Origin of the sequence: Blastococcus sp. TF02A-26 (assembly GCF_003319125.1) — a bacterium.
GTDB lineage: Bacteria > Actinomycetota > Actinomycetes > Mycobacteriales > Geodermatophilaceae > Trujillonella.
Window position 1 is genome coordinate 129,264 of sequence record NZ_QOHG01000002.1, and the last position, 20,861, is coordinate 150,124.

The window sequence follows — 20,861 nt, forward strand, 5'->3', positions numbered from 1 at the left end:
GGCGACTGTAGTGAGCGGGCCGGTGGCGTCGAGGCGGTGGGCGCGCGGCGCAGCGCCGGGCGGCCGATCCGGTGGGACCCGTGTGACCAGCGGGGCGCGGAGGAGGACCGATTCGTCACGGAAACCCCGCAACCGCCCGTTCGCGGGCCGGACGACGGCGCCCGCGCCGGTATCGTCCGGAGGCGTGACTTCCGCGCGCCCCGACCTCGTCATCGTCGGCTCCGGCTTCTTCGGGCTGACCGTCGCCGAACGGGTGGCCACCCAGCTGGACAAGCGGGTGCTCGTCCTCGACCGCCGCGACCACATCGGCGGCAACGCGTATTCCGCGCCCGAGCCGGAGACCGGCATCGAGGTGCACGTCTACGGCGCGCACCTGTTCCACACCTCGAACAAGCGGGTGTGGGACTACGTCAACCAGTTCACCTCCTTCACCGACTACCAGCACCGGGTCTTCACGACCTACGCCGGGCAGACCTACTCGTTCCCGATGAACCTCGCGACGCTGTGCGAGTACTTCGGCCGCAGCTTCACCCCGAGCGAGGCCCGGGCCCTGGTCGCCGAGCAGGCCGCCGAGATCGACACCGCGAACGTGACGAACCTGGAGGAGAAGGCGATCTCGCTGATCGGCCGCCCCCTCTACGAGGCGTTCGTCCGCGGCTACACGAAGAAGCAGTGGCAGACCGACCCGACCGAGCTGCCCGCCGCGGTCATCGCCCGGCTGCCGGTCCGGTACACGTTCGACAACCGCTACTTCAACGACACCTACGAGGGTCTGCCGGTCGACGGCTACACCGCGTGGCTGACCCGGATGGCGGACCACCCCAACATCGAGATCCGGCTGTCGACGGACTACTTCGACGTCCGCGACGAGCTGCCCCGGGACGTGCCGACGGTCTTCACCGGCCCGATCGACAAGTACTTCGACTACGAGGCCGGCGAGCTGGGCTGGCGCACCCTCGACTTCGAGACCGAGGTGCTGCCGATCGGCGACTTCCAGGGCACCCCGGTCATGAACTACGCCGACGAGGAGGTGCCCTACACCCGGATCCACGAGTTCCGGCACTTCCACCCGGAGCGGTCCTACCCCCAGGACAAGACCGTCGTCGTCCGCGAGTTCTCCCGGTTCGCCGAGACCGGCGACGAGCCGTACTACCCCATCAACACCCCGGAGGACCGCACCAAGCTCGAGCGCTACCGCGAGCTGGCGAAGCGGGAGGCCGCGGAGAAGCAGGTGCTGTTCGGCGGCCGGCTGGGCACCTACAAGTACCTCGACATGCACATGGCCATCGGGTCGGCGCTGAGCATGTTCGACAACCGCATCCGCCCCTTCTTCGACGAGGGCGGCTCGCTCGACGGCCGTCTGGAGGACTGACCGCATGGCGTCGACGGCGTCCCACGCGTCCCCGGAACGGGTCAGCGACCCCTCGGCCGCGGACCTCGCGGCCGGCAAGGGGGTGACCCTGCTGCAGCGGGTGATCCTCCCCCGCTCCGGTGACCCGCTGAAGGTCCGCTCGCTCTACGTCGACGAGGACCGCACCGTGCGGGCGCGGTCGTCCTCCCGCGGCGATGCCACCCTGGCGCCCGGGCGCGAGGTCTCCTTCGCGACGTACTTCAACGCGTTCCCGGCCAGCTACTGGCGCCGGTGGACGACGTTGGACCGGGTCGTGCTGGGGCTGACCCTCTCGGGTCGGGGCCGCGTCGACGTCTACCGCTCGAAGGCCGACGGCAGCGTCATCCACGTGACCGGGGCGACGACGGCCGGCGAGGAGCGACGCCTGGAGTTCGAGCTGGACCTCACCCCGTTCGAGGACGGCGGCTGGTACTGGTTCGACCTCACCGCCGACGACGCCGAGCTGACCGTCCGCGACGCCGGCTGGTGGTCGCCGCAGGCCCCCGAGCAGGAGGCCCGGCTCTCCATCGGGATCTGCACGTTCAACCGCCCCGACGACTGCGTCGCCGCCCTGCAGGCGCTCGCCGACGACGACGTCGTCCGCGAGCTGATCACCACCGTCGTGGTCGCCGACCAGGGCTCGCGGAGGGTCCGTGCCGCCGCCGCGTTCGCGGCGGCGGAGGCCGCCCTCGGGGGACGGCTGCGGCTGGTGGAGCAGGGCAACCTCGGTGGCAGCGGCGGGTTCTCCCGCACGATGTACGAGTCGCTGACTGCGACCGACGCGACGCACCACCTGCTGCTCGACGACGACGTCCAGATCGAGCCCGACTGCATCGCGCGGCTGTTCGCCTTCGCCCGGTTCGCGAAGGAGCCGGCGATCGTGGGCGGGCAGATGCTGACGCTGCAGGACCGCTCGGTGCTGCACACCATGGGCGAGGTCGTCGCTCCCGACACGTTCTTCTGGCGGCCCGCGCCGAACACCGAGTACACCCACGACTTCGCCGAGGAGTCCCTGCGCGAGTCCCCGGACCTGCACCGGCGGATCGACGTCGACTACACCGGCTGGTGGATGTGCCTGGTCCCCCGCGCGGTCATGGAGTCGGTCGGGCTGGCCCTCCCGCTGTTCATCAAGTGGGACGACGCCGAGTACGGCGTCCGGGCCCGCGAGGCCGGGCACTCCGTCGTGACGCTGCCCGGTGCCGCGGTGTGGCACCTGTCCTGGAGCGACAAGGACGACGAGGCCGGCTGGCAGGCCTACTTCCACACCAGGAACCGGTTGGTGGCGGCGGCCCTGCACAGCTCGTTCGAGCGGGGTGGCCGGCTGCTGCTGGACACCCTCAAGCACGACCTGCGGCGGCTACTGGTGCTCCAGTACGCCACGACGGCGCTGCGCCACCGCGGGTACGAGGACTTCCTCGCCGGCCCCGAGCAGTTGTTCCCGCTGCTGCCGACGGCGCTGCCGACGGTCCTCGCGCACCAGGCCGACTACCCCGACGGCCGGGTCATCGCCTCGACCGGTGAGCTGCCACCTCCGTCCATGGGCGCGACCCGCGCCGAGCGGCTCATGCGCAAGCCGGGCAACCCGGTCACCGCGGCTCGGGCGCTGGTCGGGGCGGTGCTGCACAACATGCGCCGGCCCGACCCCGCGGCCGCCGAGGTGCCTCAGCTCAACGTCCCCGCCCGGGACGCCCGCTGGTTCGTCCTGGCCCGCATCGACAGCGCGACGGTCGGCACCGCGGACGGCCGGGGGGTCACCTTCCGCCGGCGCGAGTACGACACCTTCTGGCGGATGCTGCGGCACACCCTCGCGGTCCACGCCCGGCTCTACCGGGAGTTCCCGGAACTGAGCCGCCGCTACCGCGCCCACCTCGATCAGCTCACGTCGCCGGAGAGCTGGGAGAAGGCCTTCGCCGACGAGGTCAGGGGCGGCTGAACCGCTCCTGGCGCCCGGCCCGGGTGAGGCGACGCCAGTCGCGCCACCCGGCCGGGTCGCGCCGGGTCACGAGGAAGAACCAGCCGAAGCGGACGGTCTCGAGCGGCCGCAGCCAGCGCATGCCCGGTTGCGCCATGAGGTAGCCGCGGTTGCGGTAGGTGAAGTAGCGCTTGACGTCGCTGGCCGGGTACTGGGCCGACAGCCGCCCGCCGAGGATCGGCGCGAACTCCGACGTCCCCTCAGGGTGGACATAGGCCGCCTGCGGGCAGGTGCCGAACGGGAGCCCCGAGCGCACCAGCCGCCGGTGGATCTCGGTCTCGTCGCCACGGAAGAACAGCCGCAGGTCCGGGACCCCGACGACGTCGAGCGCGTCGGCGCGGAACAGCGCCCCGTTGAACAACGACGCGTAGTTCGGCAGGAGGTCCAGGCCGGCGAAGTCGCTGCGTCGCCGCCGCCAGCGCAACCCCCGGCGCAGCGGGAAGGCCAGCCGGTCCGGGTCACTGTCGTCGGTGACCAGCGGCGACACCTCGACCAGGCCGTGCCGGCGGGCACTGCCCAGCAGCGTCTCCAGCACCGCGTCGTCGGCGGGGCGGCCGTCGTCGTCGGCGCACCACACCCAGTCCGCCCCCAGCGAGAGCGCGTGCAGCATGCCGAGCGCGAACCCGCCGGCGCCGCCGAGGTTGTGCGCGCTGGGCAGGTAGGTGACCGGCAGGCCGCAGGCCCGCACGACCTCCTCGGTCGCCTGGTCCGGGCCGTTGTCCACCACGACCAGGTGGTCGACCGGGCGGGTCTGCCCGGCGATCGCGGCCAGGCTGGCGGCCAGCAGGTGCGTCCGGTGCCGGGTGACGACGACGGCGACGACGCTGTCGCGGTCCGGGGTGGCGTCGGCTCCGGCGCTCACGCCGGCAGGCCCTTGTAGGCCCGGAGGACGTCGTCCAGCGGACCCTGCTGCCGGATCTGCCCGTGCTCCATCCAGATCGCCGTGTCGCACAGCTCCCGCAGGAACTCGTCGGAGTGCGAGGCGAAGACCAGCAGCCCCGACCGCTCCACCAGCTCGGACAACCGGTTCTTCGACTTCTCGAGGAAGGCGGCGTCCACGGCCCCGATGCCCTCGTCGAGCAACAGGATCTCGGGGTCGATGCTCGTGACGACGCCGAGGGCCAGCCGCACCCGCATGCCGGTGGAGTAGGTCCGCAGCGGCATCCGCAGGAAGTCGCCGAGCTCGGTGAAGTCGGCGATGTCGTCGACCCGGTCCTCCATCTGCTTGCGGGTCATCCCCAGGAACAGGCCCCGGATCATGATGTTCTCCAGGCCGGAGATCTCCGGGTCCATGCCGACGCCGAGGTCGAAGACCGGCGCCACCCGCCCGCGGATCTCCGCGACCCCGCGGGTCGGCTCGTAGATCCCCGACAGCAGGCGCAGCAGGGTGGACTTGCCGGCGCCGTTGTGACCGACCAGACCGACCCGGGCACCGTGCTCCAGGTTGAGCGTGATGTCGCGCAGGGCCTCGATGATCGGCACCTTGCTGCCGCTGTCGATGTTGCCCCCGACCAGTCCCATGACGGTCTTCTTCAACGACCGGGACTTGGCGTCGAAGATCGGGAAGTCGACGCAGGCGTCCTTGGTGGTGATGCTCACCGGAGCGGCGTTCTCTGTCACGGTCACACCCAGTAGGAGACGCGGGATCGGTAGCGGCGCATCACCAGCATGGTGAGCGTCCAGCCCACCACGGTGATGCCGAGGACGACGACCCAGTGCCGCCACAGGGTGTCCTGTCCCAGCAGGGGCCGCCGGACGATCTCGAGGAAGTGCAGGAAGGGGTTGAACTCCGCCAGCCGGGCGCGGTCGGCGATGGCCGGGTCGGGGCTGTTCACCAGGTCGTCGTAGATCCACACGATCGGCGTCATGAAGAACATCAGCTGCACCAGGCTCTGGGTGATCGGCATGATGTCGCGGAACCGCGTGGTGATGATCCCGACGCCCAGGGCCACCCAGGCGCCGTTGACCGCCAGCAGCGCGAAGGCCGGGACGGCGAGGAGCACCGACCAGTCCAGCGGCTGCGGGTAGATGAGCAGCATCACCGCGTAGACGATGAGGTTGTGCGCGAAGAAGAGCACCTGGCGCCAGACCAGCCGGTAGACGTGCACCGACAGCGGCGAGGGCAGGTGCTTGATCAGCCCCTCGTTGGCGATGAAGACCTCGGCGCCCTCGTTGATGCAACCGCTGATGAAGCCCCAGACGATGAAGCCGACGAGGATGTAGGGCAGCTGGACGGAGAGGTCGTTGCCGAACAGCGCGGCGTACAGGATGCCCAGCGCAACCGCCGTGACGGCCATGCTGATGGTGATCCAGATGGGCCCGAGCACGGAGCGCCGGTAGCGCTGGCGGATGTCCTGCCAGCCGAGATGACCCCACAGTTGGCGCTGCTCCCAGCCCTGGCGGAGGTCCAGCACGGCCCGCCGCAGGCTCGTCGGGGAGGTCGAGACGGACACGCCGACCCACGGTACAGACAGCGGGCTCCGCCGCCGACCAGCGACCCGACTGGCCCCGCCGATCCCATCCGCCCCAGCACTTGCGAGCAGGGAGCTACCGGTCCGTCACGGGCCGTACCGTGGTTCTCGCTCCACGCGTCCGCGCGGCCGGCGGAGCGAACCTGCTCCCAGCACCCGACGGGAAGACCCTGCTCGTGACCTCCGACGTCGCCGTCATCCTCACCACCCTGCTCCTGCTCCTGCTTCCCGGCCTGGCCGTGGCAGGGAGCCTGGGGCTGCGGCCCGCGACCGCCCTGGGCGCGGCGCCGGTGCTCACGTTCGGGCTGATCGCGACCGCGGCCACGGTGGCCACGTTCGTCTCCTTCCCGTGGAACCCCGCGACCTTCCTGCTGGGTACCGCCCTCGTCTGCGCGGTGATCGTCGCCGTCCGCCTGGCCTGGCGCCGCCGCCGGCCGACCGATGTTCCGGCCTTCCCCTACCGCGGCCGGCCGGCGCGCAACGACTGGGTCATCGCCGCGGGCGTCGTGGTGGGCTGGGCGACCTCCGCGATCGTCCTGCTCCGCGCCTTCGGCCGGCTGGACAACGTCAACCAGGACTGGGACTACGTCTTCCACTCCAACGCCGTCCGCCTCATCGCCGACACCTCCGACGTCGACCCGGCGGCGCTCCGGGCGATCAACGACTGGGAGGTCCAGTCGTCGTTCTACCCGAACGCGTTCTCCGCGCTGGGCGCCCTCGTCCGGGACGTCACCGGCGCGCCCGTCTTCGCCGTCCTGAACGCCCAGACCATGATGATCGCCGGGATCGCCGGCCTCGGACTCGCGATCCTGCTGCGGGCGATCGGCGCGCCGACCGTGGTCTCGGCCGCGACGCCGGTGCTGCTGGCCGGGTTCACCAGCTTCCCGTACGACGTCATCTGGCGCGGTCCGGTACTGCCCTTCGCCACCGGCATCGCGCTCATCCCCGCCTTCTTCCTCCTGCTGCGCGAGGCGCTGACCGACCGTCGCCCCACCACGGCGCTGGCGGCCGGCGCCGCCGCGGCCGCCCTGCTCGCGGTGCAGACGGCGACGGCGCTGTCCGCGGCGCTCGTCGTCGTCCCGTTCCTGGTGCAGCGGTGGGTGCCCCGCGGACGCACCGTCGTCCGCGACCTGGTGTCCCTGGTGTCCGTCGGCGTGTCCGCCGTCGTGCTGGGGCTGCCGTTCGTGTCCGGCGCGCTGGGTGTCAGCAGCTCCGGCGCCCGGGTGGACTGGCCGGCCGTCGAGGGCGTGGGCCAGGCGATCGGGGACATCCTCACGCTGAACCACGGCGCCGCCTCACCGCAGTACTGGCTGGCCGGCCTGCTCGGGGTGGGTCTGCTCGCCCTCCCCCAGGCGCGGTACATGTGGTGGTGGATCGCCGGCGGCGCCATCGCGGTCACGCTCTTCGTCATCTCCGCCGCCTTCGACTCGACGGTCGTGGAGGACCTCACCTCGCCCTGGTGGAACGACCGGTGGCGGTTCGCCGCGCTCGCCGTGCTCGCCCTCGCGCCGCTGGCCGCCTCGGGTCTGCTGGTCATCGCCCGGGGCGCCGACCGCGCGCTGAGCAGCGCGCTGCCTCGCGTGCGCCGCGCGGCGATGCGGCCCTCGCTGCTGGCGCTGGTGCTGCTCGTGGCCGTCGTCCTGCTCTCCAACGGGCTGTACACCCGGGCCAACGAGGTGCGGACGGCGCCGGCCTACCAGGGCCCCGGCCAGCTCTCCGCCGTCGAGGTCGAGGCCATGCGCTGGCTGGCCGACCAGCCCGACGCCGAGGACGGCTGGGTGATGAACGACCCCAACGACGGGTCGCCCTACATGCAGGCGCTGTTCGGCCTCACCCCGGCGTTCGCGCACATCCTCCCGCCCGGCATGGCGGCGGGGCGGACGCAGCGGATGCTCCTCGAGCACTTCCACTGCCTGGACAGCTCGCCGGAGATCCGGGACGCCGTCGAGGAGCTCGACATCCGCTACGTCTTCGTCGCGCGGGGCTACGTCCGGGCGGACATGACCCGGACGCCCGGCCTGACCGGGCTCCTCCAGGTCGACTCGCTCGAGCGGGTCTACCAGCGGCCCGGGGTGACGATCTTCCGCGTGGCGCTGACCGACGAGCCGACGGAGCAGGACCGGGAGTGCGAGCTCTCCCGCAACGACAACCCCTGAGCCCGCGCCTCGCCGGCGCCGTCCACCGCCGATCCGGCCCGCTCTCCCGCCCTCCGGGGCCGGAGCGCGGGCCGGACGCATCTGCAGCCCCGGCCCGGCCGGTGGGCGACCGCCGTCCCGGGAACGGGTCACCCGGTTGCGGGCGGGGCCGGTCCACCGGCCGTGGCGCCGCGCCGGGACCCGGCTCCACGTCCGCTCCGGCGGGTCGACCGGCGCCGCGGCGTCCTCCTCCGGGCCGACGGCCCCGGAGCGGTGTCGGCCCCGGGCGCGGTGTCGGGCCCGAGAACGGGATGGCCCCGGTCCGACCGGACCGGGGCCATCCCGTGGCGCTGCTGCCCGACCGCGGAGGGGGGTCGGGAGACGTCAGGCGGTGCGCTGCACCCGCCCCTGGGCGGCGATCCACCGCAGCGTCCCGCCCTGGAAGCGCTGCTCGCAGTCCCCGGAGACGGCGCACGTCATCGCGCCGGTCGGGTAGCCGAGCGAGCCGGTCTCCCACCCCTGCGCCGCCCACGCGTCCCGGATGGCGCCGTGGGTGGCCTGGGCCCCGGTCGCCGGCGACCAGTGCAGCGAGCCGCCCTGGAACTGCTGGCCGCAGCCGCCCCGGACCAGGCCGCACACCATGGCCGAGGTCGGGTAGCCCAGCACGCCGTCCTGCCGCCCGCGCTCGGCCCAGGCCCCGTCGATCGCGCCGCCGGTGACGTGCGTCCCGCCGCCGGGCGACCAGACGAGCAGGCCGCCCTGGAACAGCTGCCGGCAGCCGCCACCGACCAGGCCGCAGGCCATCGGCGACACCGGGTAACCCAGCCCGCCGCGCTCGGCGCCGTAGGCGTTCCACAGCCCCTGGATCGCTCCGGAGACGGTCGACGACCCGCTGGCCGGCGACCAGTACACGGGCCCGCCCTGGAACTCCTGGCGGCAACCGTCGGCGGCCAGTCCGCAGACCATCCCGGAGACGGGGTAGCCGAGCCCGCCGCCAGGGCCGCCGACCTGCGACCAGAACTGCGCGATCGCGCCCGAGACGAACTGGGTGCCGGCCACCGGGGACCACAGGACGCTGCCGCCCTGGAACTCCTGCCGGCAGCCGCCGCCGGGCAGGCCGCAGCTCATGGCGGTGGTCGGGTAGCCGAGCACGCCGGACGGGCCCTGGAGCGCACCCCAGAAGCCGGCGACGGCGCCTCCGGTCGCCCAGGCCCCGGTCGCCGGGGACCAGGCGAGCAGGCCGCCCTCGAAGGTCTGGGTGCACCCACCGGCCACGAGGCCGCAGGAGGTCTCGCCGGTCGGGCGACCCAGTGCGCCGCCGTCGGCCCCGGCCGCCTCCCACGCGGGCAGGATGCCCCCACGGACGGCGTGCGCGCCCGTCGTCGAGGACCAGACGGCGGTGCCGTCCCGGAACTCCTGCGTGCAGCTCGCCCCGCCCGGGGCACACACGGCGTCGGCGTCGGGCGGGCCGAGCGGACCTGCGCCGCCCCCCGTGGTCAGCCAGTAGCGCCCGAGCTCACCGGGGACCGGGTGGGCCCCCGCCGTGGTCTGCCACGCCAGGACCCCGTTCTGGAACTGCTGCCAGCACCCCTGGTCCGCGGTCCCGCAGGCCAGCGCGGCGGCCGGGTAGCCCAGCGAGCCGCCGTGACCGCCCCGGGCGAGCCACGCGGCCTGCACGTCGCCCCGGGTGGCCTGCGCGCCGGTCGACGGCGACCAGTACACCCAGCCCCGCTCGTAGGGCTGTCGGCAGCCGTCCCCGGCCAGGCCGCAGACCAGGCCGGCCACCGGGTAGCCGAGCGGACCGCCGGGCCCACCGGCGTTCAGCCAGCCCGCGCGCACGCCGCCCTCGACCTGCTGGGCGCCACCGGCCTCGGACCAGTAGACGCTCGCGCGCTGGAAGTCCTGGCCGCAGCCACCGCCGGGCAGTCCGCAGGTCAGGTCGATGACGGGGTAGCCCAGGCCCTGCGGGCCGCCGCGGGCGTTCCAGAAGCCGAGGACGGCGCCGCTGGTGGACCGGGCGCCGGTGTCGGCCGACCAGTAGTACGCGCCGTACTGGAACGACTGGGAGCAGCCACCGCCGGGGAGGCCGCACGTCATGTCGGAGGTGGGGTAGCCGACCGGGCTCAGCGGTCCTCCGGCGGTCAGCCACGCCCCGCGGATCCCGCCGAACAGCAGCCGGCTGTCGGTCGTCGGCGACCAGTAGATCGACCCGCCCGCGAAGTCCTGGGCGCAGCCGTCCCCCGGCAGCCCGCAGCGCATGTCGCCGGCCGGGTAGCCGAGGGAGCCGGCGGTCCCGCCGGACAGGTTCCAGCGGTGGCGGATCCCTCCGAACAGCGCGTGCGCGCCCGTCGCCGGTGACCAGTAGATCGCTCCGTGCTGGTAGTCCTGGACCCAGCCGACGCCGTCGCCCACCGGCCGCTCGGCGCCCACGGCCGTCCCCAGCGACGACCGCGCCGCGGCGTTGCTCTGGTAGTAGGTCTCGATCCCCGACAGCGCGCCGCTGATCTGCCGCGCCGCCGAGGAACGGATCTCGTCCATCCGCGAGTACCCGTACCTGCCGGGGCAGGCCGTGGCGCCGACGTCGCGATGGCCGAAGATCGTCGGCACCGTGACCCGGACGCCGGCGGCGTACCGCGACGTCCCTCCGCCACCGGAGACGAGGCTCGTGCTCCCGCGCGGGTCGATGCCGTACAGCGAGAACTTCCACGCGATGATCGCCGACACCGCGTCGACCATGGGCTGCGTGGTGTCGGTGACGTCGTAGTTGCCGAGCATGCTCACGCCGAAGGTGCCGGTGTTGAAGCCGCCGGCGTGCGCGCCGATGGTGGTCCGGGACAGACCGCCCGCGCGCCCTTCCCAGAGCCGGCCGAACTTGTCGACGAGCACGTTGTAGCCGATGTCGCCCCAGCGGTTGGACACCGCGTGCGAGTAGTAGATGCCGCGCAGGATCGCCGGGACGTCGGCCGCCGTGTAGTTGCTCGAGCTGGCGGTGTGGTGCAGCGTCGCCGCCTTGAGGGTGGGCGCGTACTCCGGCGCCCAGGTCCGCAGGTTCTCGTCGGCCCCCCACTGGGCGCGGGAGTAGACGTCGGGCATGGCCATCGCGGCATCGGCGGTGTCCTGGATGTCGGGCGTGCCCAGCGAGGTGTCGGCGGCACTCGTCCCCGGGTCGATGAGGTCCACCTGAACGTCGGTGGGCGCGGCGCCCGACCGCGTCACCAGCTCGACCTCGACGCCGGTGCTCGCACCGGTCCACAGGGGCGCCGTCGAGCCGCGGCGGTCCTCGGCGGCCCCGCCGTCGGCCTCGGGCTCGGCGTCCTCGGTCTCGACCTCGGTCCACTCGCCCCACTGCCCGGCGGCGTCCTGTACGCGGACCTGGACGACGGTGTCGGTCACGGCCGGGTCGTAGGCCCAGTTGACGTTGACCATGGAGAACCCGTCGACGTCGGTCCGCGTCACGGTCAGCGTCGGTGCGGTCTCGCTCACGCCCTCGACGGGCTCGGTGGTCCCCTCCTGCACCTCCACGGCGGCTGCGGGCTCGTCGAGCGACCCCATCGTCACCTGCTCGGCGTCGACCTCGATCGGCTCCGGCTCCGGGACGGGCGCGGCGTACACCGGCAGGACGAGGATCGTGCCCAGCAGGGCGAGGAAAGCGATCGCTCCGGACAGTATTCGGCGCACGGTGGAGATCTCCTGGTGGTGCGGAAGGCCGGCCACCACGCGAAGTGACCGGTTACCTACACAGGATCAGCGTCGACGTCCCTCGTCCGGTCTCGTGACACGCGACTCGGGCGGAACATCCGCCTCGGGGATCCCGTCCGCTCCTCCCGCCCCAGGGTGCGGGGCACCCGTCGGACCCGGGATCCGCCGCCTGCGCGGCGCCGCCCCGCCGGTCCCCGCCGTCAACCCGCGTCCCGTTCGTCCCAGCCGTTTCCGTGTCGAACGCCGCGGTTCCCCGGCAGGGGCGGCGCCCGACCTACGCTGGCTGCACCCCTCGGGGTCCGGCGCGCCCGTGTGGCCGCAGCCGGTGACGGAGGGGTCCCACGCACCGGCCGAGGCCGGGGGCGAGGTGATCCGTACAGGGAAGGACGCCCCGTGAGCCCGAAGAAGCCCGTTCCGCCCGGCGAGTCCGGCGACCGGCCGCTGCCGGCCCGCCTGGACCCGCGGCTGGGCCGGTCCGGCTCCGGCCGCTCCTCCCGCTCCGACTCCCCGGCGGCCGAGCGGCGCCCCCGGGCGGCCGGGCCGCGCACGCCGCGCGTCACCGTCCTGACCCGCGTGGCGGCCGGTGTGGTCTCCGCGGTCCTGCTCGCCACGACCGGCTGGGGCTGGTACCTCGGTCAGCTCGCCGAGGCGTCGGTCAACCGCACCGACGCCATCCCCGACAGCGGCAACGAGGACGACGGCGCCGGCGGCGAGGCGATGAACATGCTGCTGGTGGGCAGCGACAGCCGCGCGGACCTGACGCCGGCGCAGCTCGCGGAGCTCAACGCCGGCGAGGACTCCGGCCTCAACACCGACACCGTCATCCTCGTGCACATCCCCGCCGACGGGTCGCGGGCGTCGTTCGTCTCGTTCCCGCGCGACTCGTACGTGAACATCCCCGGGCACGGCTGGGGCAAGCTCAACTCCGCCTACGCGTACGGCTACTCGTCGGTGGACGACAGCATGCCCGAGGCCGACCGTCAGGCCGGCGGTGCCCAGCTGCTGGTGCAGACCATCCACGACCTCACCGGGCTGCAGATCGACCACTACGCCGAGGTCGACCTGCTCGGCTTCTTCGAGCTGAGCAACGTCGTGGGCGGTGTCGAGGTCAACCTGTGCGCGGCCGTCGACGACCGCGCCTTCTCCGGCGCCTTCTTCCCGGCCGGCCCGCAGACGATCGCCGGGGCCGACGCGCTGAAGTTCGTCCGGCAGCGGCACGGCATCAACGGCGACTACGACCGCATCATCCGGCAGCAGGTCTTCATCGCCGGGGTGCTCCGGAACATGATCTCCAGCGACGTCCTGCTGGACCCGGGCAAGCAGCGGGAGCTGGTCGAGGCCGCGTCCAGCGCCCTCACCGTGGACCAGGGACTGGACCTGTTCTCGCTCGCCCGGCAGATGCAGTCCGTGCAGTTGGACAGCATCGAGTTCCAGACCGTGCCCTACGTGGCCGAGGACCGGATCGACGGGGTCGGCTCGGTCATCCAGCTCGAGGACGAGGACGTCCTCCACCAGTTCTTCGCCGAGCTGTCGGCCGAGCCCGAGCCCGAGGCGCCGGCCGAGGCCCCCGAGCCGCCGGCCACCGTGGACCCGTCCCAGGTGAGCGTCGAGGTGCTCAACGGCTCGGGGACCTCGGGCCTGGCCCGCACCGCGGGCGGCGAGCTCGAGACCGCGGGCTTCGTCCTCGCCGGGACGGGCAACGCCGACAGCAGCGACTACACGCAGACCGTCATCCGGCACGTGACCGGTGACGAGGCGCTGGCCGCCACGCTCGCCGGCCAGGTCCCCGGCGCCGTCGTCGAGGTCGACGACACGCTGACCTCCGGCACGGTGCAGCTGGTGCTCGGCTCGGACTTCAACGGGGTCGGCGTCGCCACCACCGCGCAGCCGGCGCCGGACGAGGTGGTCGGCGAGGACCTGCGCACCGCCGACGACCAGACCTGCATCAACTGACGGACCCCGTCGCCCCCCGCCGCTCGCAAGCTCGCGGCGGGCCCTGCGACGGGGCCATCGCGCGTCGGGCTAGATCGGCAACCTGCGGAACAGGACGCGAGGGGTGTGCCGCAGGCCGCTCATGATCCAGCGCATGGCGCCCGGCACCCAGACGGTGTGCCGGCCCCTGCGCACGCCGGTGACGATCGCCTCGGCCACCGCCTCGGGTGTCGTCGCCAGCGGCGCCTCGGGCAGGCCCTCGGTCATCTTCGACCGGACGAAGCCGGGCCGGACCACCAGCACGGAGACGCCGGTGCCGGCCAGCGAGTCGGCCAGCCCGCTGTAGAAGGCGTCCATGCCGGACTTCGTCGAGCCGTACACGAAGTTCGACGCCCGGGGGCGCTCCCCCGCGACGGACGACAGGGCGACGATCACCCCGTGCCCCTGGGCGCGCATCCGCTCGGCCAGGACCGTGCCGACGACGACGGGCGCCACGTAGTTCACCCGCGCCAGGGCCGCGACGGCGTCGGGGTCGTGCGCCAGCCGCTCGGGCTCCCCGAGCTGGCCGAAGGCGACGACCGCGACGTCGACGTCCCCACCGGCGGTGGCCTCGGCGACCATCCGCTCCGGCGACTTCGGGTCCTCGGCGTCGAAGTCGACGACCTCCACGGTCGCCCCGGCGGTGCGCAGCTCCTCGGCGACCGTCGTGCGCCGGGCGCTGTCCCGCGCCGCGAGGACGACGCGCAGCGGCCGCTCCTGCAGGTAGCGGCGGGCGGTGGCGACGGCGATGTCCGACGTCCCCCCCACCAGCAGCAGGGAGCCGACGGATCCGAGCGCGTCGATCACAGTGGGGGCCTCACAGTTCCAGTCGTCTGGCCAGGTCGGACGTGAAGACGCCGTCGGGGTCCACCCGGGCGCGCACGGCCCGGAAGTCGTCGATCCGCGGGTACATGCGCTCGAAGACCTCGGGGCGGACGCGGGAGTCCTTGGCGAGGTAGGTGCGCCCGCCGACGTCGACCACCTGCTCGTCGAGCTCGTCGAGGAGCCGGGCCAGGCCCGCGACCACGGGGATGTCCAGCGCCAGGGTCCAGCCCGGCGACGGGTAGGACAGCATCCCGGGGTTGCCCTCGCCGAACCGCTTGAGCACGGCCAGGAACGAGGCGTGGCCGCTGGTGGCGATCCGCTCGAGCACCCGGCGCATCGTCTCCTCGTGCCCGAAGGGCACGGTCACCTGGTACTGCACGAACCCCCGCGGGCCGTAGATGCGGTTCCACGCCCCCACCCCGTCGAGCGGGTGGAAGAACGTCGGGATGCTCTGCAGCTGGTCCCGCTTGCGCTTCGGCGCCTTGCGGTACCAGACCTCGTTGAACGCCGAGACGGTGGCGATGTTGAGCAGCCGCGGCGGGAAGACGTCGGGCACCGACAGCTTCACCGAGCCCGAGTACCGCAGCGGGTCGGCCTGCCTGCGCGCGGGGAGCTCGTCGCGGCGGGCGAACCGGCCGCGGGTGAGCACCGAGCGGCCCATGCGGGCACCCTTGGCGACGCAGTCGATCCAGGCCACCGAGTAGTCGTAGAGGTGGTCGGTCTCGGTCAGCAGCGTCATGAGCGAGTCGAGGTCGGGCGTCCGGTCGGTGTCGACCAGCGTCTGCGAGCTCTCGATCGGCTTCATCCGCACGCGGGCCCGCAGGATGACGCCGGTCAGGCCCATCCCGCCCGCGGTCGCCCAGAACAGGTCGGCGTCGGAGTCGGGAGACACCCGGCGGACCTGGCCGTCGGCGGTCAGCAGGTCCAGCCAGCGCACGTGCTGGGAGAAGCTCCCGGCGACGTGGTGGTTCTTGCCGTGGATGTCGGCGGCGATGGCCCCGCCGACGGTCACGTAGCGCGTGCCGGGGGTGACCGGCACGAACATCCCCAGGGGCACGAACAGATCCATCAGCCGGTCGAGGGAGATGCCGGCCTCGACCTCGACCTCCGCCGCGGCGAGGTCGACGTCCAGCACGCGGTCCACGCCGGTCATGTCCAGCACGTGCCCACCGGCGTTCTGCGCGGCGTCGCCGTAGCTGCGGGCCAGGCCGCGGGGCACCACGCCCCGGCCCGGCCCGCCGGCGGCGGCCTCGGCCAGGACCTCGCGCACGTCGGCCTCGTCGCGCACCCGCTCGACGAGCGCGGGCGTGGGCGCGGTGCGACCCCACCCGGTCAGCGCCACAGGGCTTCGCCCGGCCCGGTCCAGGGGCCCGCGCCGAGCTCGCGCGGCGTGCGCGGGACCGGGTGTCTCGTCAGACACCGAGCACCCCCAAGCCCATGGCGACCGCCCAGAGCAGGCCCAGGCCCAGCAGCACCCGGTCGCCGAGCACGATCTCCTCCGGTGCGCCGGCCTCTCCCTTGTCGACGTCCCGGGCGTACAGCAGGATCGCGAGGAAGAACGGCGCGATCGAGATCAGCGACCACGGCACGCCGTCCTGTTCCTCGCCCATCTCGAACGCCCAGAGGCTGTAGGCGGTCACGGTCACCGCCGCGGAGAGGCTCCAGACGAAGCGCAGGTAGCTCGCCGAGTACTCCTGCAGCGTCTTGCGGGTGGCCGCGGCGTCCCCGATCAGGACGAGCTCGGAGTACCGCTTGCCGGCCACCATGAACATGGAGCCGAAGGCGGCGACCAGGAGGAACCACTGCGACAGCGCCAGGCCGGCGGCCACACCGCCGGCGATGCCGCGGAGCAGGAAGCCCGAGGCGACGACGGCGAGGTCGATCACCGGCTGGTTCTTGAGGAACAGGCAGTAGCCGAGCTGGATCACCACGTAGCTGCCCAGCACCCAGGCCAGCGCCGGCCGGGTGGCCAGCACGGCCACCACCAGGGCGACGGCGAAGAAGGCCACCGCCATGGAGACGGCGAGACCCCGCGACACGACGCCGGCGGCGATCGGCCGGAACCGCTTGCGCGGGTGCCGGCGGTCCTCCTCGACGTCGATCGAGTCGTTGACGAGGTAGACGCCCGACGCGGCCAGGCAGAAGAGCAGGAACGCCACGACCGTGGGACCGAGCACGTCCGGGTCGAGGACCTTGCCGGCCGCCAGCGGTGCGGCGAGCACCAGGACGTTCTTCGCCCACTGCCGGGGGCGCACGGCGCGCACCAGGCCCCAGGCGAAGGTGCCCCGCCAGCCGGCCAGACGCGGGGCCAGGGGCGGCGCAGCGGGTGGTGGTGCAGCAGGGAGCGGCTGCGGGGCGGTCGGCGGGCCGGTCGTCAGCGGAGGCACGGGGGCGGGCGGCGACGACGCCGACCTCGGGGACCCGGGCTGGGAGATCGTCACGCGAACGCCTTCCTGCCGTCGGCGGCGACCAGGCGACGCCGCACGAGGGCGGCCGTGCCGGCCCCGAGCGCCGCCCCGGACACGACGTCGGAGGGATAGTGCACGCCCAGCAGCACCCGGGACACCAGCATCACGCCGGTCAGCCCGGCCATCGGGACGGCGCCGAGCATCGGGCCGAACCCCACCGCCGCCGCGGCCGTCGAGCAGCTGTGCGCGCTGGGGAAGGACAGCCGGCTGGGGGTGGCGACGAGTGCCGGGACGTCGGGCAGCTGCGGGCGGACCCGCCGCACCACGCGCTTGACCACCACGCCGGCGCCGTGGGCCGCCACCACGCCGACCGTCCCGGCGGCCCACTCGGGGCGGCGCCGGCCGGACAGCCAGCCGGCCGCTCCGAGGGCGATCCAGCCGAGGGCGTGCTCGCCGAAGTGCGACAGGCCGCGGGCCACGGGGACGGCAGGGGTGGCACCCAGCGCACGCCGGGTGGAACGCAGCAGCGTGTGGTCCCACCGGGTCAGCCGGGATCCGGGGCCGCTCCGGGTCGCAGTCATCGGGGGGAACTGTAACCGGGCCGTGACCTACCGGGCGGTAGCGCGCGGCGGACCACTCGACCGGACTGCCCCGCTGGCCACAGGGCACCCTGGAGGAGTGCAGACCCCCGGCCCCGCCACCCCCGCCGACCTCCTGCGGGAGGCGCTGCGCCGCTCCCCCGCGGCTCCGCTGATCACCGCCTACGACGACGTCGCCGCCTCCCGCGTGGAGCTGTCGGCGACCACCTTCGCCAACTGGGTGGCGAAGACCGCCAACCTGCTGCAGGAGGAGTTCGACGTCGCGCCGGGCAGCCGCGTCGCGGTGGTGCTGCCGGTGCACTGGCAGACCGCCGCGGTGCTGCTGGCGGCCTGGAGCTGCGGCGCCACCGTGGTCGAGGCCGCGGCCGAGGACGACGGCGCCCTGGCCGACGCCGACGTGGTGCTGGCCGACGAGGGACGGCTGCCCCCGCTGGAGGAGCTGGACCTGCCGGAGCTGGTCGGCCTGTCGCTGCACCCCCTGGGGCTGGGCATGACCGGGTACGCCGGTCCGGCCCGGGACTTCGCCGTCGAGGTACGCACCCACGGCGACGTCTTCACCGCGTGGCAGCCGCCGGACCCCGCCGCGCCCGGGCTGCTGCTCGGCGAGCTGGAGCTCTCGCTCGCCGGACTGGTGGAGACGGCGACCGAGCTGGCCGGGCGGCTGGGGATCGTCGCCGGCGACCGGGTGCTGGTCGACGCGCGGACCGCCGCCGAGGCCGGTCCGGTGGCCTGGCTGCTCGCGCCGCTGGCCGCCGGGGCGTCGGTCGTGCTGGTCACCGCACCCGACCCGTCGCGGCTGCCGCGGCGCGCGGCCGACGAGCGGGTCACGGCTACGCTCGGCACCCGGATCGACGGCATCCGCGAGCTGGGCCGCCCCGCCTGACGGCGGCGCCGGCCGGCCGCGCGCGAGGGACGGGGTTCGGCGTGACCTTCTCCGTGGTCGCCCGCGACCCGGCGACCGGCGACCTCGGGATCGCCGTCTCCTCGTGCATCCTCGCCGTGGGCCGGGCGGTGCCGAGGGCCCGTCCCGGGGTCGGGGTGGTCGCGGTCCAGGCCCGGAGCCCGCGCGGGCTGGGCGGGGTGCTCCTCACCGGCCTGGCGGAGGGCACGGCCCCGGCGGTCCTCGTCCGGCGCGCCGCGCACGCCGCCGAGGACGCCGACCGGCAGCTCGCCGTCCTGTCGCGGACCGGCGAGATCGCCGCCGACACCGGCCCGGGCGCGTTCCCGGTGAGCGGTCACCTCCTGGGCGACGGCGTCGGCGTGCAGGGCAACATGCTGGCCTCCGACGAGGTGCTCCCGGCCATGCTGGCCGCCTTCACCGGGGGCACCGGAGCCCTCCCGGACCGGCTCCTCGCCGCGCTCACGGCCGGGCAGGACGCCGGCGGGGACCTGCGCGGCCGCCAGTCCGCGGCGCTGCTCGTGGTCTCCGGCGAGCCGGAGACCGAGGAGGACGACGGGGTGCGGGTCGACCTCCGGGTGGACGACTCCGCCGACCCGGTGGCCCAGCTGCGGATGCTGCGCAACCTGCAGCGCGCCTACGCCGAGCGCGACTACGACACCCTGGCGGTGTTCGCGCCCGAGGGGGCCCGCGACCTCTACGCGGCGCTGGCCGCCTCCCGGCGTGGCGACCGCGCCGGCGCCCGCACCGCGCTGGAGGCGATGCGGACCCGGCCGGACTGGGCCGCCTGGCTGACCGCGATGGCCGGCGACCAGCGCCTGGCAGGGGTCTCCCGGCTGCTGGACTGAGCGGCGCCCGATCCGAGTCGCTCCTCGACGGGGTGGATGATCGGCACCGCGGTCCGGGCCCTCGCCGGGGGAACGGGAGACGACGGAGAGACGGTGGTCGGCAGCATGGACAAGGTGGTGGCCTCGGCGCGCGAGGCGGTCGCGGACGTCGGGGACGGTGCGGTGCTCGCCGTGGGCGGGTTCGGCCTGTGCGGGGTGCCGATCCGGTTGATCGACGCGCTGCTGGAGCAGGGCGCATCCGGGCTGACCACGATCTCCAACAACTGCGGCGTGGACGACCAGGCGCTGGGGGTGCTGCTGTACGCCGGGCGGATCCGGAAGACGATCAGCTCGTTCGTCGGCGGCAACAAGGAGCTGGCCCGGCTGTACCTGTCCGGTCAGCTGGAGGTCGAGCTGACCCCGCAGGGGTCGCTGGCCGAGCGGCTGCGCGCCGGCGGCGTCGGCATCCCGGCCTTCTACACCCCCACCGGGGTCGGGACGATGGTCGCCGACGGCGGCATCCCGGTCCGCTACGACGCCGACGGCAACGTCGTCCAGACGTCGAAGCCCAAGGAGGTGCGGGAGTTCGACGGCCAGCAGTACGTGCTGGAGACCGCGCTCACCGCCGACTACGGCCTGGTCCGCGCCGCGATCGGCGACCGGCACGGCAACCTCGTGTTCAACGAGTCCGCCGCCAACTTCAACCCGCTGGCCGCGATGGCCGGGCGGATCACCATCGCCGAGGTCGAGGAGCTGGTCGAACCCGGCGAGATCGACCCGGCCCGGATCCACCTGCCCGGCGTCTACGTCGACCGCGTCGTGCACGTGGGCACCGAGGGCAAGGGCATCGAGAAGCGCACCACCCGCCCCCGCCCGTCGACCCCCGGAGGGAACTGACCATGGCGCTGTCCCGCGACCAGCTCGCCGCCCGCGTCGCGCAGGAGCTGACCGACGGCTCCTACGTCAACCTCGGCATCGGCCTGCCCACCCTGGTGCCCAACTTCGTCCCCGAGGGCGTGCACGTGGTCCTGCACTCGGAGAACGGCGTCCTGGGCGTCGGGCCCTACCCGTTCGAGGGCGAGGAGGACCCGGACCTCATCAACGCCGGCAAGGAGACCGTCACGATCCTCCCGGGCGCCAGCTTCTTCGACTCCTCGGCCAGCTTCGGCATGATCCGCGGCAAGCACCTCGACGTCGCCGTCCTGGGCGCCATGCAGGTCAACGTCCGCGGCGACCTGGCCAACTGGCTGATCCCCGGGAAGATGGTCAACGGCATGGGCGGTGCGATGGACCTCGTCCACGGCGCCCGCCAGGTGATCATCATGATGGAGCACGTCGCCCGCGACGGGTCCCCGAAGCTGGTCCAGGAGTGCACCCTGCCGCTCACCGGCAAGGCCTGCGTCGACCGGGTCGTCACCGACCTCGCCGTCGTCGACGTCACCCCCGGCGGGTTCGTGCTGCGGGAGACGGCCCCCGGCGTCGACGTCGACCAGGTCGTCGCCGCCACCGGGGCGCCGCTCACCGTCGCCGACGACGTCCGCACGATGGCGCTGCCCGCGGGGGTCTGAGCGCCGGGGGTCCGCCGATCACGACCGGCCGGGCATGCCGCACCTTGGTAATCTGCTGTCCGGGCGACGGCAGCGCACAGGCACCGCGCGACGCCCAG

General features: G+C 73.8%; 16 protein-coding genes. 8 read left to right on the top strand and 8 right to left on the bottom strand.

Going from position 1 to position 20,861, the window contains the following annotated elements:
• Nucleotides 1–184: 184 nt before the first annotated feature.
• A complete protein-coding gene (glf, locus tag DQ240_RS02685) occupies nt 185–1,372 on the top strand; it encodes a UDP-galactopyranose mutase (RefSeq protein ID WP_113838113.1) in 1,188 nt (395 codons plus the stop codon).
• 4 nt (nt 1,373–1,376) lie between these two features.
• Nucleotides 1,377–3,323, top strand: a complete 1,947-nt coding sequence (locus tag DQ240_RS02690; RefSeq protein WP_113838114.1) for a glycosyltransferase — start codon at nt 1,377–1,379, stop codon at nt 3,321–3,323.
• On the opposite strand, the gene DQ240_RS02695 is transcribed toward DQ240_RS02690, so the two are convergent.
• From DQ240_RS02695 to DQ240_RS02705, 3 genes are read right to left on the bottom strand one after another with little or no spacing between them, the layout of a single operon-like run.
• Nucleotides 3,310–4,224 carry a glycosyltransferase gene (locus DQ240_RS02695; protein ID WP_113838115.1) on the bottom strand — a complete coding sequence of 305 codons (915 nt, stop codon included), beginning with the start codon at nt 4,222–4,224 and terminating at the stop codon, nt 3,310–3,312. The two genes, DQ240_RS02690 and DQ240_RS02695, sit on opposite strands and share 14 nt — an antisense overlap.
• Entirely contained in the window at nt 4,221–4,988 is a 768-nt protein-coding gene (locus DQ240_RS02700) for an ABC transporter ATP-binding protein (RefSeq protein WP_233498444.1), read from the bottom strand. Before DQ240_RS02700 ends, DQ240_RS02695 begins: the two co-directional genes overlap by 4 nt.
• Nucleotides 4,985–5,815 carry an ABC transporter permease gene (locus DQ240_RS02705; RefSeq protein WP_199588999.1) on the bottom strand — a complete coding sequence of 277 codons (831 nt, stop codon included), beginning with the start codon at nt 5,813–5,815 and terminating at the stop codon, nt 4,985–4,987. Before DQ240_RS02705 ends, DQ240_RS02700 begins: the two co-directional genes overlap by 4 nt.
• Before the next feature lie 194 nt (nt 5,816–6,009).
• Between DQ240_RS02705 and DQ240_RS02710 the strand changes: the two genes are divergently transcribed.
• The gene (locus DQ240_RS02710; protein ID WP_113838117.1) at nt 6,010–7,989 is read left to right on the top strand and encodes a DUF6541 family protein; all 1,980 of its coding nucleotides are present in this window, start codon (nt 6,010–6,012) and stop codon (nt 7,987–7,989) included.
• 363 nt (nt 7,990–8,352) lie between these two features.
• Here DQ240_RS02710 and DQ240_RS02730 read toward each other — a convergent pair whose 3' ends face one another.
• Nucleotides 8,353–11,646, bottom strand: coding sequence for an N-acetylmuramoyl-L-alanine amidase (locus DQ240_RS02730; protein ID WP_199589000.1), 3,294 nt, complete (start codon nt 11,644–11,646; stop codon nt 8,353–8,355).
• A 414-nt stretch (nt 11,647–12,060) separates the two neighbouring features.
• On the opposite strand from DQ240_RS02730, the gene DQ240_RS02735 reads away from it, so the two are divergent.
• Nucleotides 12,061–13,620 (top strand): LCP family protein, encoded by a 1,560-nt coding sequence (locus DQ240_RS02735; protein ID WP_113838118.1) that lies wholly within the window; start codon nt 12,061–12,063, stop codon nt 13,618–13,620.
• 69 nt (nt 13,621–13,689) lie between these two features.
• On the opposite strand, the gene DQ240_RS02740 is transcribed toward DQ240_RS02735, so the two are convergent.
• From DQ240_RS02740 to DQ240_RS02755, 4 genes are all read right to left on the bottom strand, one after another.
• On the bottom strand, nt 13,690–14,445 hold the full coding sequence (locus tag DQ240_RS02740) for a decaprenylphospho-beta-D-erythro-pentofuranosid-2-ulose 2-reductase (protein ID WP_113838119.1): 756 nt from the start codon (nt 14,443–14,445) through the stop codon (nt 13,690–13,692).
• 10 nt (nt 14,446–14,455) lie between these two features.
• A complete protein-coding gene (locus DQ240_RS02745; protein WP_113838120.1) occupies nt 14,456–15,805 on the bottom strand; it encodes an FAD-binding oxidoreductase in 1,350 nt (449 codons plus the stop codon).
• Between the two features lie 70 nt (nt 15,806–15,875).
• A complete protein-coding gene (locus tag DQ240_RS02750; RefSeq protein ID WP_233498445.1) occupies nt 15,876–16,904 on the bottom strand; it encodes a decaprenyl-phosphate phosphoribosyltransferase in 1,029 nt (342 codons plus the stop codon).
• Nucleotides 16,901–17,452: a phosphatase PAP2 family protein gene (locus DQ240_RS02755; protein ID WP_113838121.1), complete on the bottom strand. Its 552-nt coding sequence runs from the start codon at nt 17,450–17,452 to the stop codon at nt 16,901–16,903. The genes DQ240_RS02750 and DQ240_RS02755 overlap by 4 nt, the downstream gene beginning before the upstream one ends.
• A gap of 97 nt (nt 17,453–17,549) precedes the next feature.
• On the opposite strand from DQ240_RS02755, the gene DQ240_RS02760 reads away from it, so the two are divergent.
• The 4 genes from DQ240_RS02760 to DQ240_RS02775 all read left to right on the top strand — a co-directional run bounded on the left by DQ240_RS02760 (nt 17,550) and on the right by DQ240_RS02775 (nt 20,763).
• Nucleotides 17,550–18,353, top strand: coding sequence for a TIGR03089 family protein (locus DQ240_RS02760; protein ID WP_113838122.1), 804 nt, complete (start codon nt 17,550–17,552; stop codon nt 18,351–18,353).
• A 41-nt stretch (nt 18,354–18,394) separates the two neighbouring features.
• Nucleotides 18,395–19,216, top strand: a complete 822-nt coding sequence (locus DQ240_RS02765; protein WP_113838123.1) for a DUF1028 domain-containing protein — start codon at nt 18,395–18,397, stop codon at nt 19,214–19,216.
• A gap of 105 nt (nt 19,217–19,321) precedes the next feature.
• Complete coding sequence (locus DQ240_RS02770) at nt 19,322–20,092, top strand: CoA transferase subunit A (protein WP_113838295.1); 771 nt, start codon at nt 19,322–19,324, stop codon at nt 20,090–20,092.
• Between the two features lie 2 nt (nt 20,093–20,094).
• On the top strand, nt 20,095–20,763 hold the full coding sequence (locus DQ240_RS02775) for a CoA transferase subunit B (protein ID WP_113838124.1): 669 nt from the start codon (nt 20,095–20,097) through the stop codon (nt 20,761–20,763).
• Nucleotides 20,764–20,861 lie beyond the last annotated feature (98 nt).

Coding starts and splice junctions, on each gene's coding strand:
- DQ240_RS02690 (WP_113838114.1), top strand. CDS start 1,377: ATGGCGTCGACGGCGTCCCACGCGTCCCCGGAACGGGTCAGCGACCCC.
- DQ240_RS02755 (WP_113838121.1), bottom strand. CDS start 17,452: ATGACTGCGACCCGGAGCGGCCCCGGATCCCGGCTGACCCGGTGGGAC.
- DQ240_RS02770 (WP_113838295.1), top strand. CDS start 19,322: ATGGACAAGGTGGTGGCCTCGGCGCGCGAGGCGGTCGCGGACGTCGGG.
- DQ240_RS02775 (WP_113838124.1), top strand. CDS start 20,095: ATGGCGCTGTCCCGCGACCAGCTCGCCGCCCGCGTCGCGCAGGAGCTG.